Origin of the sequence: Hippea jasoniae (genome assembly GCF_000744435.1) — a bacterium.
In the GTDB taxonomy this organism is placed as follows: domain Bacteria; phylum Campylobacterota_A; class Desulfurellia; order Desulfurellales; family Hippeaceae; genus Hippea; species Hippea jasoniae.
On the sequence record NZ_JQLX01000010.1, the window covers coordinates 104014 to 122013 of the forward strand.

General features: G+C 38.6%; 13 protein-coding genes. 10 read left to right on the plus strand and 3 right to left on the minus strand.

Annotation, left to right across the window (positions count from 1 at the left end; translation table 11 throughout):
- Positions 1–5 precede the first annotated feature (5 nt).
- Genes EK17_RS01255 through EK17_RS01300 form a run of 10 tightly spaced genes read left to right on the plus strand, consistent with a single transcriptional unit; the run spans position 6 to position 10988 of the window.
- Positions 6–887, plus strand: coding sequence for a MarR family winged helix-turn-helix transcriptional regulator (locus EK17_RS01255; protein ID WP_035586811.1), 882 nt, complete (start codon positions 6–8; stop codon positions 885–887).
- Positions 877–2424 (plus strand): histidine ammonia-lyase, encoded by a 1548-nt coding sequence (gene hutH / locus EK17_RS01260; RefSeq protein ID WP_051904339.1) that lies wholly within the window; start codon positions 877–879, stop codon positions 2422–2424. Before EK17_RS01255 ends, hutH begins: the two co-directional genes overlap by 11 nt.
- 8 nt (positions 2425–2432) lie before the next feature.
- Positions 2433–3392 (plus strand): formimidoylglutamase, encoded by a 960-nt coding sequence (locus EK17_RS01265; protein WP_035586813.1) that lies wholly within the window; start codon positions 2433–2435, stop codon positions 3390–3392.
- A 12-nt stretch (positions 3393–3404) separates the two neighbouring features.
- The gene (locus EK17_RS01270) at positions 3405–4541 is read left to right on the plus strand and encodes an ABC transporter substrate-binding protein (protein ID WP_035586814.1); all 1137 of its coding nucleotides are present in this window, start codon (positions 3405–3407) and stop codon (positions 4539–4541) included.
- Positions 4542–4584: 43 nt separating this feature from the next.
- Positions 4585–6591, plus strand: coding sequence for a urocanate hydratase (locus tag EK17_RS01275; RefSeq protein WP_035586816.1), 2007 nt, complete (start codon positions 4585–4587; stop codon positions 6589–6591).
- Positions 6591–7847, plus strand: coding sequence for an imidazolonepropionase (gene hutI / locus EK17_RS01280; protein ID WP_035586819.1), 1257 nt, complete (start codon positions 6591–6593; stop codon positions 7845–7847). The genes EK17_RS01275 and hutI overlap by 1 nt, the downstream gene beginning before the upstream one ends.
- The gene (locus EK17_RS01285) at positions 7825–8700 is read left to right on the plus strand and encodes a branched-chain amino acid ABC transporter permease (RefSeq protein WP_035586820.1); all 876 of its coding nucleotides are present in this window, start codon (positions 7825–7827) and stop codon (positions 8698–8700) included. The genes hutI and EK17_RS01285 overlap by 23 nt, the downstream gene beginning before the upstream one ends.
- Positions 8697–9563, plus strand: coding sequence for a branched-chain amino acid ABC transporter permease (locus EK17_RS01290; RefSeq protein ID WP_035586822.1), 867 nt, complete (start codon positions 8697–8699; stop codon positions 9561–9563). Before EK17_RS01285 ends, EK17_RS01290 begins: the two co-directional genes overlap by 4 nt.
- Entirely contained in the window at positions 9539–10300 is a 762-nt protein-coding gene (locus tag EK17_RS01295; protein ID WP_035586824.1) for an ABC transporter ATP-binding protein, read from the plus strand. Before EK17_RS01290 ends, EK17_RS01295 begins: the two co-directional genes overlap by 25 nt.
- Complete coding sequence (locus EK17_RS01300) at positions 10293–10988, plus strand: ABC transporter ATP-binding protein (protein WP_035586826.1); 696 nt, start codon at positions 10293–10295, stop codon at positions 10986–10988. Before EK17_RS01295 ends, EK17_RS01300 begins: the two co-directional genes overlap by 8 nt.
- Here the strand turns inward: EK17_RS01300 and EK17_RS01305 are convergent.
- The 3 genes from EK17_RS01305 to acs all read right to left on the minus strand — a co-directional run bounded on the left by EK17_RS01305 (position 10980) and on the right by acs (position 17997).
- Complete coding sequence (locus EK17_RS01305; RefSeq protein ID WP_035586828.1) at positions 10980–13877, minus strand: ABC transporter substrate-binding protein; 2898 nt, start codon at positions 13875–13877, stop codon at positions 10980–10982. The genes EK17_RS01300 and EK17_RS01305 overlap by 9 nt on opposite strands.
- Positions 13874–15868, minus strand: coding sequence for an EAL domain-containing protein (locus tag EK17_RS01310; RefSeq protein WP_051904340.1), 1995 nt, complete (start codon positions 15866–15868; stop codon positions 13874–13876). Before EK17_RS01310 ends, EK17_RS01305 begins: the two co-directional genes overlap by 4 nt.
- 101 nt (positions 15869–15969) lie before the next feature.
- Positions 15970–17997, minus strand: coding sequence for an acetate--CoA ligase (gene acs / locus EK17_RS01315; RefSeq protein WP_035586830.1), 2028 nt, complete (start codon positions 17995–17997; stop codon positions 15970–15972).
- Positions 17998–18000: the final 3 nt, after the last annotated feature.

An 18000-nucleotide genomic window follows, 5' to 3' on the forward strand; every position in this document is an offset into this window, starting at 1 on the left:
AGGAAATGAATGTATTTGATTTAGCTGGCGAACTCATATTGGGGACTCGATTTAAAAGGTTGAGCGAAAAGTTCCTTTCAGATGTATCCAATATCTATCATCAATTGGGTATAGATTTTGAGCCTTCGTGGTTTGGAATTTTTTATCTGCTCGATAGGTATCAACGCTTGAGTGTTGGTGAGCTTTCAAAACTACTTGGTATAACAAACTCAGCCGTAAGCCAGCTTCTATCCCAGCTTGTTGAAAAGGGTTTGATAAATATTTCCGATTCTCTATCCGATAAAAGAATGAGGATTGTTGAGTTTTCAACCAAAGGGCATAACCTGCTAACTGAGCTAAAACCTGTGTGGAAGCTTATAAAGGCAGAGATGAAAAATATGCTGCTTGACAGTCAGAAGGATTGTTATCTGCTTGATGCAATTGGTGAACTTGAGAGGGTTTTTGAGAAGAAACCACTTGCAGAAAGGGTGATTGAGGCAGCACAAAGGAAGGACTACACTCTAAAGCCCTACGAGCAAAAATACTACAGCGCTGTTAAAAAACTCCTATTTCAATGGGCGTATAATTTCTACATACCTCCTTTTTTAAAGGATTTTTATGAGACTCAAGATAATCTTGAAATGCTTATAGCCTTAAGCAGAAACGAGCTTCTGGCTGTTATTGTTGTTAAAGAGGATGATGCTTATGTAGTAGATAGAGATGATGTTTCAAACGATGTGGCAAAATCTCTAACAGAAAAACTTCTCACCTTTAAAACACCCAGGCGATTTATATTTGATTTTGATAAGCCAAAGCTGAAGGAATTTTTAAAGGGTTTATTGTATCAGGAAAAAGAGATAAAGGAGTTTAAAGATAGTTTAAAGAGGCTTGCGATCTATGAAAGATAGAGTGTTTTATTTTGGCCAGGATAGGCTTTCAATAGCTGATGCAATAGCCTTAATAGATGGCAGCCTGAAAGGAGAGCTATCTAAGCAGGCAAGAAAGAAGATTTTAAAGAGTTTTAATGTCGTTAAAAATATAGCTGCATCCGATAAAGCGGTTTATGGTGTAAATACGGGCTTTGGTGTTTTGTGCAGAACGGTTATTGAGCCATCTAAAAGACAAAAGCTTCAATACAACCTTCTAAAAAGCCACAGTTTTGGTGTGGGCAGCTTGGTGGATAAAAGGATTGCCAAACTGATGCTGATTTTAAAGGTCCACTCGTTGAGTATGGGGTATTCTGGTGTAAGCCTTGAGACGATAGAAAGAATTATCTGGCATATAAATAACGATTGTATACCGATAGTGCCGATGAAGGGTTCTGTTGGTGCAAGCGGCGATCTGGTGCCACTTGCCCATCTGTTTTTGCCGCTGATTGGGCTTGGTTTTGTTGAGTTTAATGGAAAAAAGATGGAAGCCGATAAGGCGTTAAAACAGGCAGGTTTGAAGCCTTTAATACTCCATCCAAAAGAGGGGCTTGCCCTGATTAACGGCACGCAGTTTATTTCATCCTGGGCTGTATGGGGATTGTATAGGTTTAAAAACCTGCTTGAGCATGCAGATATTACAGCTGCCATAACAATAGAGGCTCTAAAGGGTTCGATAAGGCCGTTTGATGAAAGACTACATAAACTCAGGCCGTTTAAGGGCAATCTCTATGTTGCAAAAAAGATCTATTCGCTGCTTGAAGATAGCGAGATTGTGCGATCACATATAAACTGCAACAAGGTTCAGGACCCCTATTCTTTAAGGTGTGTGCCTCAGGTTCATGGTGCCTGCTGGGATGCTTTTTTGCATCTAAAAGAAAAATTATTAATAGAGATAAACTCTGTAACGGATAACCCTGTAGTTTTTGATGAAGAAACCGTATTAAGCGGCGGGAATTTTCACGGTGAGCCTGTAGGGATGGCTATCGATTATGCATCTTTGGCTGCCGTTGAACTTGGCAATATCATTGACAGAAGGTGCAATCTTTTGCTTGCCGGTGATGATGAGCTACCGAAGATGTTGCTTGAGGAGGTGGGCATAAATTCCGGTTTTATGATTAGTGAGTATGTGACAGCTGCACTTGCAAGCGAAAATAAAACGATGGCTTTTCCTGCAACGGCGGATACTATTCCAACATCTTTAGGGCAGGAAGACCATGTAAGCATGGCATCCATTGCTGCAGTTAAGTTCAACAGAATCCTTGATAATCTGACGGATATAGTGGCAATAGAGTTTCTGCTTGCCTTTCAGGGTTTTGGTTTTAGAAGGCCGCTTGTTTCCACAGAGCCTATAGAAAAGGTGATTGCAATAATTTCAGATGTGGTTGAGTTTGCCAGAGAGGATAGGATTTTTAGCTATGATGTTGAAAAGTTACGAAAACTTATTGAAAGCAGTAGAATTGTAAAAAGTATAGAGGGTTATTACCCAAACCAGTTAAGTCAAACATTTCAACTGTGAGGTGATAGATGGACAGATATGAGCCTTTAGAAGAACCTTACACTGGCAGAATTGATGGTGAAACACTACCACATCTGCGCTGGCATCAGGTAGTTGAGTTGATAAACCTTGATGAGGAAGAGGATTTATCAAAGGGTTTCTGTATTTTAGGGTTTAAGAGCGATAAAGGTGTTAAAAAAAATAAAGGACGCACAGGTGCTTTTTATGGTCCGGATGTTATAAGACAGCAGCTTGCAAGCCTACCTTGGCATTTTGGACGTGTGAAGATATACGATGCTGGTAATGTGATCTGTGAGGATAGTTTAGAGAATGCTCAAGAGCTATACAGTGGCTATGTTAAAAAGGCGCTTGAAAAGGGTTTGTTTGTTATAGGTATTGGTGGAGGGCATGAAATAGCGTACGGCTCAATAAACGGCTGGTTTCAGTATAAAAACAGTTTTCCTTTTGTTGTTAATTTTGATGCACATTTTGATTTAAGACCCATAGATGATGGAAGAAGTAGCGGCAATTCATTTTCTGCCGTTTATGAGCTAAGCAGGCAGGTGAATAAACCTTTTGACTACTTTGCAATTGGTATTCAAAAGGCTGCAAATACACCGTATCTTTACGATGTGGCAAAAAAGATATCCGCAAACTGGATTGAGCTTGATGAAATTATTTTCAATACAGCAGGAGCCGTTGAAAAGATAAAGAAAATCTTAAAAGGTGTTAAAAATAGCCATCTAACTATCTGTATGGATGTGTTTGAGGGTTGTCTTGCTGAGGGTGTGAGTGCCCAGTTGCCGTTTGGTCTTGATAATAAAAGGTTTTTGGAGCTTTTTTACACGGTGCTTGAGTATGGAAATGTGAAAAGTTTTGATATTGCTGAGGTTGCACCGCCGCTTGAGAGGAGTGTTTTAACATCCAAGCTTGCAGCGCATATTATTTTCAGGCTTGTGGATTTTTTTGTTTCACGAAAGAAATTTTAGGGGAGGTGATGTATGAAGCGGTTTCTGGCTGTTTTGTTTATGGTTGTGTTTTTAAGCAGCTATGCATATGCCGGTGGGGTTATAAAAATCGGTTTTTTTGCCCCTTTGACAGGTTTTGCTGCTGCTGATGGTGCAAGTGCAAAACATGGAGCTATGTTGGCTGTTGAAAAAATCAACAACAGCGGCGGTATTTTAGGCAAAAAGATTAAATTGGTTGTTTACGATGATGCGGTAAGCTCACAGCAGGCAGTTGCCATTGCAAGAAAACTCATTCAGGAGGATAGGGTTGTAGGTGTTGTTAGCGGCTCTTACTCCACACCGACAAGGGCTTCAGCTCCAATCTATCAGCGTTATCGCATTCCGCTTGTTGTTGCATACGCTACCCATCCCGATATTACAAAAGCGGGCAGGTATGTTTTCAGAGTTGGATTTTTAGCAAGGGTTGAAGGTGCTGCTGGTGGTTATCTTGCAACAAAGATTTTGAAGGCTAAAAGAATTGCTGTTCTTACAATGAACAACGACTTTGGTGAAGCCTTAAGCAGTGGCTTTATTAAAGAGGCAAAGAAAGAGGGTGCCGAGATTGTTGCGAATTTGAGCTTTTCTCTGGGCGCAAAGGATATGACACCGTATTTGACAAAGATTAAATCTCTGCATCCCGATTTGATCTACTGCACAGGGTATTACTCCGAAGGTGCATTAACGGTTAAACAGGCAAAGCAGCTTGGCATAAAGGCTCGGCTTGTCGGTCAGGAAGGTTTTGACTCACCGATGTTTTTAAAGATCGCAGGTGATGCAGCAAATGGCGTTATTATAACAACAGATTTAAACAGGGATAGCAAAAGGCCTATTGTTAGGTGGTTTATAAACACCTATAGAAAACAGTTTAATATGGAACCGGACATGGTTGGTGCATCAAGCTTTGATGCTGTATATATTCTTGCTAAGGCTATCGAAATGGCAAAAAGCACAGAGCCAGAAAAGATTCAGAAGGCTTTGGAGAAAATTAAAGACTTTAACGGCGTAACAGGCATTATCAAGGGATTTACAAAACAGGGTGAGGTTATAAAACCTGTTCAGATTCAAAAGGTTGTAAATGGTAAATTTAGCTACTTTGGCGTTATAGATAATCCAGCCATCATAACGCCTTAAATGGAAAGGGGGCCTGCCCCCCTTATTTTTTGGGAGGTAGAAGATGGACAAAAGAATAGAAATTATGATTGATGAGATACCTGATTATCCAGAATTTGTGGAGGGTATAAGAAGGGCGCCTGCAAGGTATTTTAACCTTAACAAATATCAAACAAAATTGGCTCTAAAGAATGCACTAAGATATATACCAAAAGAGTATCATGAAAAACTTGCTGTTGAATTTTTAGATGAGTTAATAACCCGTGGCAGAATTTACGGTTATCGTTTTAGACCATACGGCAGAATCTGGGGTAAACCAATCGATCAATACGAAGGCAATACTCTTGAAGGCAAAGCCTTTCAGGTAATGATAGATAACAATTTAGATTTTGAGATAGCGTTGTATCCTTATGAGCTTGTTACCTATGGCGAGACAGGTCAGGTGTTTCAAAACTGGATGCAGTATAGGCTGGTTAAGAAGTATTTAGAGATTATGAACGATGAGCAAACACTTGTGATTATGTCGGGTCATCCGCTGGGATTGTTTCCATCACATAAAGACTCACCGCGGGTGATTATCACAAACTCGATGATGGTTGGTATGTTTGATAATCCTTCAGATTGGCATATTGCCGCCCAGCTTGGTGTGGCAAATTACGGCCAGATGACAGCAGGCGGCTGGATGTATATAGGACCGCAGGGCATTGTTCATGGCACTTACATCACTATTTTAAATGCAGCCCGCTTATTCTTAAATGTTCCCTGGAATGAAGATTTGAGAGGTCATTTATTTGTAAGTAGCGGGCTTGGTGGTATGAGTGGAGCACAGGCAAAAGCGATCGAAATAGCAGGTGGTGTGGGAATTATTGCTGAGGTTGACTACTCACGAATTGAAACCCGCTATAAGCAGGGATGGGTCAGCAAGATCACAGATTCACTGGATGAGGCATTTGATATAGCCAGGCAACATATAAACAACGGCAAACCGATTTCTATAGCATATCACGGCAATGTTGTGGATCTGCTTGAATATATGGTTGATAAAGATATAAAACCTGAGCTTTTAAGCGATCAAACATCATGCCATGTGCCTTATGAGGGTGGATATATACCTCAAGGGTTAACGCTTGATGAGGCGCGAAAGATGATAAAAGAAGACCATGCTAAGTTTGTTGAGTATGTAAATAGATCTTTAAGAAAACATTTTGAGCTGATAAAGATATTGCACCAAAGGGGTGGTTATTTCTGGGATTACGGCAATAGCTTCTTAAAGGCTGTCTTTGATGCAGGTGTCAAAGAGGTTGCAAAAAACGGCGTTGATACATCTGAAGGATTTATTTTCCCATCCTATGTTGAGGATATTATGGGACCGTTATATTTTGATTACGGGTATGGTCCTTTTAGATGGGTGTGTTTATCAGGCAGGCATAAAGACCTTATAAAGACAGACAAAGCAGCAGCCGAAATTATAGATCCCAACCGCAGAATGCAGGATAGGGATAACCATCACTGGATTGTTAATGCAGAGAAGAACAATTTAGTTGTGGGTACGCAGGCAAGGATTCTCTATGCTGATGCTGCAGAAAGGGTGAAGATAGCGCTTAAGTTTAACGAGATGGTAAGAAACGGTGAGATAGGTCCTGTGATGCTTGGCAGGGATCATCACGATACAGGTGGCACAGACTCACCGTTTAGAGAGACGGCAAATATCAAGGATGGTAGCAACATTATGGCTGATATGGCGGTGCATTGTTTTGCAGGCAATGCTGCACGAGGGATGAGTATGGTTGTGCTATCAAACGGTGGCGGTGTGGGTATAGGAAAAGCCATAAACGGTGGATTTGGCCTTGTGCTGGATGGTTCAAAAAGAAAGGATGAAATTATCAAAAAAGCGCTTGAATGGGATGTTATGGTAGGCGTTGGAAGAAGAAATTGGGCAAGAAATAAAAACGCAATGGATGTTGTAAAAGAATACAACTCAGTTTCAGATGGTTATATTACAATGCCGCAGATAGCAGATGATGATTTAATTGATGGGATTGTAAACAGTAAACTCAAGGAGTCAGAGTAATGATAGATTTGCTTGTTGTAGGCGCAAATCTTTATACCTTGAGGGATTATGGACATCCAAGAAAAAAAGAGGAGCTCAAAGATTTAGGCTTTATTGAAAACGGTGGAATTGCTGTAGAAAACGGTATTATCGTTGATGTGGACAGAAGCGATGTTTTGAAAGAAAAATACAAAGCAAAAGAGGTGATTGATGTAGAGGGCAGGGCGGTATTGCCAGGCTTTGTTGACCCTCACACACATGCTGTTTTTGCTGGAACAAGAGAAAACGAATTTTTGATGCGTCTTGAGGGTAAAAGTTACCTTGAGATTTTAGAGGCTGGCGGTGGTATCCTATCAACGCTTAAAAAAGTCAGAGAGTCAAGTATAGATGATCTGATTAAAGGATTGCAAAAAAGGGTTGAGCTGTTTTTTGAGTGGGGCACTACCACATTTGAGGCAAAAAGCGGATATGGGTTGAATTTTGAGGCCGAAATCAAGCAGCTTGAGGCTATAAAGAGAGTAAACGAAACAACGACAGCAGAGATTGTGTCAACATTTATTGGAGCTCATGCGATTCCTGAGGAGTTTAAGGGCAATACCGATGGTTATGTGGATGAAGTTATAAACAAGATGCTACCTTATGTTGCACAGAATAATCTGGCGGAGTTTGTGGATGTTTTCTGCGAGAAGGGTGTTTTTGATGTTGAGCAGAGTTATAGGATTCTAAGAGCTGCCATTGAGTTAGGTTTGAAAGCTAAGATCCATGCAGATGAGATAGAGGCGATCGGTTGTAGTGAGCTTGCCTTTAGACTACCGATGGTAAGCTGCGATCATCTTTTGAAGATTACAGATAAAGGCATCGAGGCGATGAAGCAGGCAGGCGCCATTGCAACGCTTTTGCCAGGTACTGCCTTTAGCCTGAAAGAACCATTTGCTGATGCCCGCAGGATTATCGAGGCTTCGATTCCTGTTGCTATTGCAACAGATTGCAACCCCGGCAGCTCTTATACTGAATCGATGCCTGCAATTATAACACTTGCCGTTTTAGGTATGGATATGATGCCTCAGGAGGCTATAGCCGCTGCTACAATAAATGCTGCTTATGCTATAGGCAGGGCAGATAGAGTTGGTAGCATAGATGTATCAAAACAGGCCGATTTTATAGTGCTTAACGAATCAAGTTATCTGTTTATTCCCTATCATTACGGGGTTAATCCTGTTTTTAAAACATTCAAGAAAGGAAGGCTAACTAAGCATGCTTCTGCAGCAGCTGATTAACGGTTTGACCATAGGGGGTGTTTATGCCCTCATTGCTATGGGTCTTGCGCTTGTGTATGGCATTTTGAGGATTATCCATGTGGCGCATGCGGGTGTTTATGTGGTTGGTGCATATAGCGGTCTTTATGGGTTTTATCTAACGCATAGTCTGATTGTTGCAGCTGTTTTTTCTGTTGTTTCTGCTGTTGTTGTGGGTGTTTTGATCGAGGTTTTTATCTATCTACCGCTAATAGGCTTTTCTCCTTTGATTTCTCTAATTGCAAGCATAGGCGTATTTATCTCAATTGAAGAGGGCATAAGGCTTATCTTTGGGCCGTATATCAAATCGTTTCCAGCTGACACCTTAAGCGGTGTTTTAAGCTTTGGTAGTATTACAATAAGCAAGGTGCAACTGTTTGTTTTGCTGCTTAGTATTGCATCGATTGCTGTTATCTGGTTTGTTACAAACAAAACAAAGTTTGGATTGATTTTAAAGGCTGTTTCTGAGGATATGGAGTTAGCTGAGAGCTTTTCGATTAATTCAAAAAAGGTTTTGATGTATGCATTTGCCTTTGGCTCGGCATTTGCAGGTCTTGCAGGTTTACTTGTGGGGTTGTATTTTAACAGTGTTTATCCCTCCATGGGCGATGTACCTGCATATAAATCGCTTGCCATAATCGTTGTTGGTGGCATGAGCAATATCTGGGGTGCATTTGTGGCGGCACTGCTTATCGGTATTGTTGAGGCATTCAGTGTGGGTGTGTTTAATTTACCACTACCAAGGGATTCTATCGCTTTTATCTTTATGGTCATAGTATTGATGGTAAAGCCTCAGGGTATCATGGATATATTTTCAAAGAGGGTGGGCAGGTGAGTGGCTATATCGTTACTCTTTTGATAACAATAGGGATTTATATGATTCTTGCGTTGAGTTTGAATATTATTGTGGGCTATGCAGGGCAGGTGTCTTTGGGGCATGCAGCATTCTGGGCGATAGGTGCATACAGCTTTGCCATTCTCACCACAAAATACGGTATTGGCTTTATTGAGGCTGCATTTTTAGCCGTATTGATTACAACTGTTGTGGGTATATTTCTTGGTCTGCCCAGCTTGAGGGTGTCTGAGGATTTTCTTGCCATCACAACAATAGGCATAAATTTTATTGCCTACGGCGTTTTTAATACCTTTAATTATTTTGGCGGTGCAATGGGTATTGGAAATATACCTTTTATTCAGATAGGCGCAAATCCCGTCTCAAACTTTACATTTATGATTATCACTTACCTGTTTGTGGTTGTTGTAATAGCTGTAAGTTATGCAATTAAGCGCTCATGGTGTGGGCTTGCTATTTTTTCCATAAAAGACGATGAAAAGGCAGCTTCAAGTTGTGGTGTTTCGCCGTTTATTTTTAAATTGATAGCCTTTGCTATAGGCTCAGCGTTTGCAGGTATTGCAGGTGTATTATACAGCAGCTTTATGGGTTTTATCAGTGCGGGTGATTTTTCATTTGCCGTTTCTATTACCATTCTTGCAATGGTTGTAATTGGTGGAGAAGGCACTATTATTGGTCCTATCTTTGGTGCGGTGCTGCTTGTTTTGCTACCAGAGATTTTTAGACCAATCCATAGCTATAGAATGCTTCTGTATGGTTTGATGCTTGTTGTCATGATGCGGTTTCAGCCAAAAGGGTTTTTTGCTAAAGAGGGAGTTGTATGGAAGCTTTTGAGAAAATCCTAACAGTTGATAATATTGTTGTTGATTTTGGCGGTTTAAGAGCAATAGACGGTGTCAGCTTTTCGGTTGATAAAGAAAAGATATTTGGCATTATTGGGCCAAACGGTGCAGGTAAAACCACGCTGTTTAATGTTATAAGTGGCCATTTAAAGCCCACTTCAGGCAGGGTGTTTTTTAGAGGTGTTGATGTAGGTTCTTTTTCTGCATACAGGCTTGCAAGAATGGGCATAGGGCGCACATTTCAACTTGTAAGGCCTTTTGGTTCGATGAGCGTTGAGGAGAATGTTTTTGTGGCATACGGCGTGAGGTTTTATTACTCTGCAAAAGTGTTTGAGAGGTTTAAGAAGAAAAAGTATATCGAAAATGTAGAAAGGATTTTAGAGCTTACAGGTCTGATTGAATTTAAAGATAAAATTGCATCAAAACTACCGCTTGGTTATCAAAGAAGGCTTGAGATAGCGAGGGCTTTAGCCGTTAATCCTTCACTATTGCTGTTGGATGAGTCTTTTTCTGGCTTGAGTTTTTCTGAGATTGATAGTTTGAAATTATTACTCAGAGAAATTAATAAAGAAGGTATCACTGTTTTGTTGATTGAGCATAATATGCCTGTTGTTATGGATTTGTGTAGCGAGGTTGTTGTTGTCAATTACGGCAAAAAGATTGCTCAGGGCTCCCCAGAAGAGGTTGCATCAAACCCCGTTGTGATAGAAGCATATCTTGGAAGGAAAAGCCATGCTTAAGATAGAAAATTTGCATGTAAGCTACGGCTCTATCAAAGCCTTAAGAGGTGTTGGTGTTGAGGTTAAAAAGAACAGCTGCACTGCGATAATCGGTGCAAACGGTGCTGGTAAAACAACGCTTATTAAGGCCATTATGGGCATTGTAGCAAATCAAGAAGGAGCTATTTTCTTTAAAAATAACGATATAACAAAACTGCCCACATTCAAAAGAGCTTCTTTAGGAATTGCCGTTGTGCCAGAAGGCGCACGTGTATTTGGCAGATTAACGGTTGAGGAAAATTTAAAAATAGGGGGATATAGACTAAATAGTCCGCTAAAATTTGATTATGTGTATAAGCTTTTTCCTCGCCTTAAGGAAAGACGTTTTCAGCTTGCTGGCACCCTAAGTGGTGGTGAAAGACAGATGCTTTCAATCGCACGAGCTTTGATGTCTAAGCCGGATATCTTGCTTATAGATGAGGTTTCTCTGGGTCTTATGCCCAAGCTGGTTGATGAGGTTTTTGATGTTATAAAAGAGCTAAAAAATAGCGGAATAACGATATTTTTAGCTGAGCAGAATGCACATAAGGCAGCCGAGGTTGCAGACTATCTTTATGTGATGGAGCTTGGAAGAATTATTAGAAAAGGAAAAAGTGATGTTTTGCTAAATAACGAAGAACTAAGAAGGGCTTATCTTGGTTTAGCTTAAAGGAAGCTTGATAGTAACCCTTAATCCGTATTGCGTGTTTGAAAGTTCTATCTCGCCGTTTAGGTGTTCCTCTATTATTATTTTTGTCATGTAAAGTCCAAGTCCTGTGCCGTGTTTTTTGTGTTTTGTTGTAAAGTATGCTTCAAAGACCTTATCTAAAAGCTTTTCATCTATGCCGCCAGCATTATCTTCAATTTCTAAATGCATTGAATTATCACTACATTGTGTTTTGATTATGATACGAGGTTGAGCAATCTTTCTTTCTATGAGCGCATCTTTTGCGTTGTTTATTAAATTCAACAACACATGTTTTAATTCGTTTGCATAAATTCTCAATGTTTCGTTGCATTTGACATATTTTATAACCTCAATATTTGCAGATGCCAGTGTATCGTTGACGATTCTTAGGGTTTCATCGATTATATCTTCAATCTTTACCTCTACTTTGTCTTTATCGGGTGAATAAAAGTTCATAAAGTCATTTATCGTTGTGTTTAGCAGGTTTATATAGTTAACAATATTGGATAATTTTGATTTTATGTAGTTTTCATCCGCCATACCCAGCTCAAGTTTTAGCAACAGGTCGTTTATTGTTGTTGAAATGGAGTTAAGGGGCTGTTTCCATTGATGGGCTATCATACCCAACATCTCTCCTGTTGCTGCCAGTTTTGATTGTTGCATAATCATTCTGTCTTTCTTTAGACTTTTTTGTATTTCTTCCTCTATCCGCACCTGAAGTGATTTATTGAGCTGTTGAAGTTTATCCTGGAGTTTTTTTAATTCTGTGATATCAACCCCTACACCTAAAAGCACGCTTTCTGAGGATATCTTAACAGGTTGAATCTTTGCAAGTAGGTCTATCCAGTTGTTTTCTTTTGTTCTTATTCTTATCTCTATAGGTTTATTTTGATAATTTTTTAGATTTTCCTCCAAAAGTTTTGCTGTTTTGTTATCAACATATTCAAAAATAGACCTGCCTAATAGTTCTTCTTTTTTAAACCCGGTTTTTTCGCATGCAAGGTCGTTTATGTCGATAATTTTATTATCCTTTATGAGTATTATAAATTGAATAGAATTATTCATAATGGTCTGAAAATTGTTTATGGATTCTTCAAGCTGTTTTTTGATTCTTCTCAACTCTCTATTTTTCTTTATGATAATTGAAACTACAATCAGCATTACGGTTAGAGCTAAAACAGAACCTACTATAATTTTTATGATTTTTTGCTGATAGAGATCCTCGTCAATCTCTTTCATCTGCTCTAAGAAGAATTTATTGATATCGTATGGGGTTATCAAATATAGCGCTTTATCAAGAATATCCCTTAAAATAGGATAGTTTTTGTTAACTGCGATGGATAAATGATAGACTATATTTGTTCTGCTAATAATCGATAGGTGTTTGAGGTTGTATTTTTCGATATAGTATTTTGCAACCGGCAGTGTGGCTAATGTTGCATAAGCTTTTCCATTCTCAACAGATTTAAACATGTCGTAATAATTATCTGTTTGTAATAACTTTATATCAGGGTAGCTCTTTTTAATTAACTGGATTAATGCAGAACCTTTTTTTCTTGCAACTATCTTGCCTTCCAAATCTTCAAGTGATGATGCGATGGTGTTTGTGCGTCGTGTGATTATAAAAATAGGGAAATTTAAATATGGATGCGTGAAAACTGCAAACTTGCTTCTTGCTTGAGTTTTTGATGCAGCAGGAAGCATCATACACTTGCCTTTTCTTAGATATTCAATAGATTCAGGCCAGCTGTTTGTTTTTATCAGTTTAAACTTTAAACCGGTAAGCTTGGATATTTTTTTAATCACAAGTGATGAGATGCCATCAGGCTTGCCGTTTTCTTTATATTCTATAGGTGTCCAGTCAGGATTTATACACATTGTTATGGTTTTGTGTTTTTTGATAAACTTTTTCTCTTTAGCGTTGAGAATCAAAAGGTTTGAGAAATTTGCGATGTAGTTTTCTATGTTGGGGGGTTGTTTGTTTAATATTTTTGCAAAATTCGATGTAATATAGCTAACAACCTTTTTGTTAATAGAGCCAACTGTAGACATGGTGCGCATCATCACGCCTTCAATCTTATTTGCCTCAAACATCAATGCATCTATGCTTTTTTGTTTTGAGTATTTCTTGTAGATCAGTGAAGCTATTTCATATTTGTGATTTAGGGCGTATATCCAGCCTTCTGATGTAGCTAATGCCATCTTTTTTGCTATATCTGGATGTTTTTTAAAGAATTTGTATGATGTAAATAGATTGGCAGAGTATGAATAGATACCATAATCTGCAGGGTCTAAGATGTTATAACGGATATGCCGTTTGTTTAGTTTGTATGTCTGGTTGGTTATATAAATTGGAACAGCATCCGCCTTACCTTCTATGAAGGAATCGAGTGTATATACACCTTTAATTTTTAGAATCTTTTTAAAGTGTATATGAAATTTTTTTATCATTAAACCCACGCTTGTTAGCCTTATATCGCTGCCACCTGTGAGTAACACTTTATTGTTTAAATCCACAGGTGATACTATAGATGGTTTTGTTGCAAGAACAAGCGGAGAGCGCTTGAAATAGTTTGCAAGCATTACGACGGGTTTTCTGTTTACCATTGCAGTAAACAGTGTTGAGCCACTTACACCAAAATCTGCCTTACCATTCAAAACATCGTCTATAGGATTGCCACTTTTGTATTGTTTGATTATAACATTGAGCCCATATTTTTTGTATATGCCTTTCTCTTTGGCTGCAATGTAGCCAGCAAATTCAAATTGATATTTCCAGTTTAGCTGCAAAATTACCGTAGTGAGTTTTTCTGCTTCTGCATTTATTGCTATTGATAATATGAAAAATAAAAACAGTAAAAATTTTTTCATATGGGTTCTGGTAGTGGTTCTGAAATATAATAACCCTGAGAGTAGTCTATGCCAAGCTCTTTTACAATTCTAAATATCTCTTCATTTGAAACATACTCTGCAACGGTTTTATACCCCTGTTTTTTAGCAAAATCCCTGATTGCTTCAACGATATGAAGGTTGTTTTTGTTGGTTGTTATATCTTTTATCAACGATGCATCGATTTTAATATAATCTGGCTCATATTCTATCAATCGTGAAAAGTTTGAATAACCGCTGCCAAAATCATCAATAGCTATTTTAACACCAAAGCCTTTTAATTTTTTTATGAAATTTTTTACTACATTGAGCTGATTTATACCTTCATCCTCAAGCAGCTCAACAACCAATTTTTTTGATATGTCAGGATTGTTTTCTAATATTGCAAAAATTTCGTTTCTAATCGATTCATCCTCTATATCCACAGCCGATAGATTTATCGAAATCTCTTTGTTTGGCATGATTTTGAGTGTTTCGATGGCGTTCTTTATCACAATTCTTGTTATCTGTTTGTAGTATTTGCCAATCTTGGCTACATTTAAGAAGAAAAATGGCGATAAAACCTTGCCATCTTTATCTATCAGTCTCACCAGTGATTCATACTTTTCTATTATATCGGTTTTGTTGTTGTAAATTGGCTGGAAGTAGGAAACGATGCGGTCGTTTTTTATTGCATCCTTTATCATTTTAAGTGTTGCTATATTCTTTTTAGCATTTTCTATAGCGGTTTGATAAAGCCCATCGCCCTTTACGATATCTAATTTTTCTTTTAAGGCTTTTTTTAGGCCTAATTCTGCATTCTTAAACATGTGATCTTTTTGGGTTGCAAGACTTAAAACTGTTTCAAGTTCAAACTCATATTCACCAACGCTGAATTTGGTGTTTCTTATATTCTCCTGAAACTGCTTGAGTGCATACAGAATTTCGTTGATCTCTTTTTTCTCAGTCTGGTCTTTTATAAAGGCAAACCTTCCATCTCCCATATTAAAAGATAAGTTCATTTGACATTGAGGAGGAAATAACGATTTTGCCTTTTTAACAAATACTTCCTGAAGTTCCTCTATTATTGATTCACCGTATAGGTTTTCTAAGTCATCAAAATCCTCAATCGCCCCAAGAACAAGCAGGGGGTTTGAGAATTCTATTATCTTATCCTGAATAAGCTTTCTTGGGTTAACAATATCTGTAATATTTTCTCTTACAGCGATATATTCCTTTATTTTACCATTTTCATCGAAGATCGGAGCAACAGTAGCTTTGACATAGAAGCTTTTGCCATCTTTTGTTTTGTTTTTAACAACCCCTCGCCATATTTTACCAGCCTTTATTGTATTCCATAAATCTTTGAAAGCTTTTTTTGGCATATCGGGGTGTCTGACAATGTTGTGGGGTTTTCCTATAAGCTCTTCGCGAGAATACCCACTGATTTTGCAGAACTTATCGTTTGCGTATGTTATAACACCTGTGGGATCTGTTTTTGTAACGGTAAATCCCTCATCAATAATCTTTTTATACTGCTCAAGCAGCGCAACTGCTCTATCTCTTTCTTTTCTTAGGTAAACCTTTTCAACAACCCTGTTTAAGGTTTCTAAAAGCTGATCCATATCAATGGGTTTTAAGATGTATCCATAAACGCCTATTTTAATGCTTTCAAGTAGATACTCCATCTTTGTAAAAGCCGTTATAACGATTATGGGGATTTTTTTATCTATCTCCTTAATCTTTTTTGCCATCTCAAGCCCGTCCATTTTGGGCAGATTGATGTCGGTTATGATAATGTCGTATGGGTTTTGTTTAAATTTTTCAAGACCCTCAAATCCATCTGTTGCTGTATCTAAATGCTCAAAAAAGTTGCTTAAAAGCTCCTTTGTTGATAGTAAAACATCCTCTTTATCTTCAACATATAAAACCTTGATCTGCTCGTTTATAGCGGTTTCCCTTATTTTTAGAAAAAGCTCTTTATCAAATTTCATTGTCTATCAACAAAAATTTAAAATTACCCATACTTATTTATAATAGCTATATAATTAAAGGATGTCAAATTTTTAGACCAAAGAGGGCGACATGGCCCTCTTTATTTGTTGCTGGAGTTGTTTTTATTCATCTCTTCTTCTAACTTCTGCTTCAATTCGGTGAGTTTGTCAAGCACTGTTGCATCTTCAAGCGTGGATGTGTCTTGATTGATCTGTCTACCTGCTGCTATATCCCTTAATAGTCTTCTCATAATTTTACCAGAGCGTGTTTTGGGTAGAGCGTCGGTAAATATAATTTCTTGAGGCTTTGCTATCGGTCCTATCTGTTTCTGAACATGCTCTCTTAGTTCTCTAACCATTTCATCATGTCTGGATTTATCTACACCCTCTTTTAGTACAACAAATGCAACAATTGCTTCACCTGTAATTTCATCGGGTCTTCCTACAACTGCTGCTTCTGCTACATATCGGTGTGATACAAGGGCACTTTCCACCTCCATTGTACCTATTCTATGACCTGATACATTCAATACATCATCGACTCTTCCCATTATCCAGAAGTAGCCATCTGAGTCTTTTCTTGCACCATCACCTGCAAAGTAATAGCCCTTATCTTCAAATTTTTTCCAGTAAACATCGATATATTTTTTATCATCCCCCCAGATCGTTAGTAACATCGATGGCCACGGCTTTGTTATAACAAGCAGACCACCTTTGTCAGGATCGTTTATTTTTTTACCTTCTGTGTCAACAACATCTGCGAATATGCCAGGAAGAGGTGTTCCTGCTGAGCCTGGTTTGGCAGCCTGGGCTCCCGGAAGCGTGGTTATCATATGACCGCCTGTTTCTGTTTGCCACCAGGTATCAACAATTGGTGCTCTTTCGTTTCCTATTGTTGTGTAATACCACATCCAGGCTTCGGGATTTATCGGTTCACCAACGCTGCCAAGAAGTCTTAAGGATGTTAGGTTATGTTTTAAGACCCATTCGTTACCCAATCGCATTAAAGCCCTTATAGCGGTAGGAGCAGTATAAAGAATATTGATTGAATGTTTTTCAACAAGTTCCCACCATTTTGCAGGCGTGGGATAGGTTGGCACACCCTCATACATAACTGTTGTTGCACCCATAGCTAAAGGCCCATAAACGCCGTAGGAGTGTCCTGTTATCCATCCTATATCTGCCGTACACCAGAAGGTATCCTCATCCTTTATATCAAATACCCATTTCATTGTTAGCATTGTCCAGAGAAGATATCCAGCCGTTGAATGGACAATGCCTTTGGGTTTTCCGGTTGAACCACTTGTATAAAGAATAAATAAAGGATTATTTGACTCAACCGCCTCTGGATGGCAGTAAATCTGAGCATAATCGGGATCGCTCATTAAATCCTGATACCAGAAATCCCTTAACGGTTTCATATGTATGTCTCTGTCAATATGTCTAACGACTACAACATAGTCAACTTTGTAGTCCAGTTCTTCCATTGCTTCGTCTACTTTGCTTTTTAATGGAATGGCTTTGCCGTTTCTAAAGCCTCCATCTGCTGTTATTATTACTTTGGGTTTTGCATCATTTATTCTATCCCTTAAAGCTTCAGATGAAAATCCGCCAAAAACAACGCTGTGAATAGCACCAATTCGTGCTGATGCAAGCATGGCTACTGCAGCTTCAGGTATCATAGGCATGTAGATAATAACCCTATCGCCCTTTTTTATACCAAGTGTTTTTAGGACATTGGCGAATTTATTAACTTCTATGTAAAGTTCCTGGTATGTCATGATGCGGGTTTCGCCGTTTTCACTTTCCCAGATGATTGCTGCCTTGTTTTTTCTCCAACTTTTTATGTGCCTGTCTAAACAGTTGTATGAAGCGTTGAGTTTTCCACCGGGAAAGAAACGAAAGAAGGGAGGATTTGAATCATCTAAGACCTCCTCGAAACGCTTAAACCAGTGAATCTTTTTTACGGCAAAGTATCTCCAGAACCCTTCCCAATCCATTTCTGCCCATTTTTTCAGTCTCTCCAATTCGTCTGTGTCGATGTTGGCTTTTTGAGCAAAATCGATAGACGGATAAAAAACCCTGTTTTCTTTGAGTTTGGATTCGATAAACCCCCTCTGTTTGCCCATAAT

What these genes read in the sequence shown, in the direction of transcription:
- EK17_RS01255 (WP_035586811.1), top strand. Translation starts at nt 6, where the DNA reads ATGAATGTATTTGATTTAGCTGGCGAACTCATATTGGGGACTCGATTT.
- EK17_RS01295 (WP_035586824.1), top strand. Translation starts at nt 9,539, where the DNA reads ATGGAAGCTTTTGAGAAAATCCTAACAGTTGATAATATTGTTGTTGAT.
- EK17_RS01265 (WP_035586813.1), top strand. Translation starts at nt 2,433, where the DNA reads ATGGACAGATATGAGCCTTTAGAAGAACCTTACACTGGCAGAATTGAT.
- EK17_RS01285 (WP_035586820.1), top strand. Translation starts at nt 7,825, where the DNA reads ATGCTTCTGCAGCAGCTGATTAACGGTTTGACCATAGGGGGTGTTTAT.
- hutH (WP_051904339.1), top strand. Translation starts at nt 877, where the DNA reads ATGAAAGATAGAGTGTTTTATTTTGGCCAGGATAGGCTTTCAATAGCT.
- EK17_RS01310 (WP_051904340.1), bottom strand. Translation starts at nt 15,868, where the DNA reads ATGAAATTTGATAAAGAGCTTTTTCTAAAAATAAGGGAAACCGCTATA.
- acs (WP_035586830.1), bottom strand. Translation starts at nt 17,997, where the DNA reads ATGGGCAAACAGAGGGGGTTTATCGAATCCAAACTCAAAGAAAACAGG.
- hutI (WP_035586819.1), top strand. Translation starts at nt 6,591, where the DNA reads ATGATAGATTTGCTTGTTGTAGGCGCAAATCTTTATACCTTGAGGGAT.
- EK17_RS01300 (WP_035586826.1), top strand. Translation starts at nt 10,293, where the DNA reads ATGCTTAAGATAGAAAATTTGCATGTAAGCTACGGCTCTATCAAAGCC.
- EK17_RS01275 (WP_035586816.1), top strand. Translation starts at nt 4,585, where the DNA reads ATGGACAAAAGAATAGAAATTATGATTGATGAGATACCTGATTATCCA.
- EK17_RS01270 (WP_035586814.1), top strand. Translation starts at nt 3,405, where the DNA reads ATGAAGCGGTTTCTGGCTGTTTTGTTTATGGTTGTGTTTTTAAGCAGC.
- EK17_RS01305 (WP_035586828.1), bottom strand. Translation starts at nt 13,877, where the DNA reads ATGAAAAAATTTTTACTGTTTTTATTTTTCATATTATCAATAGCAATA.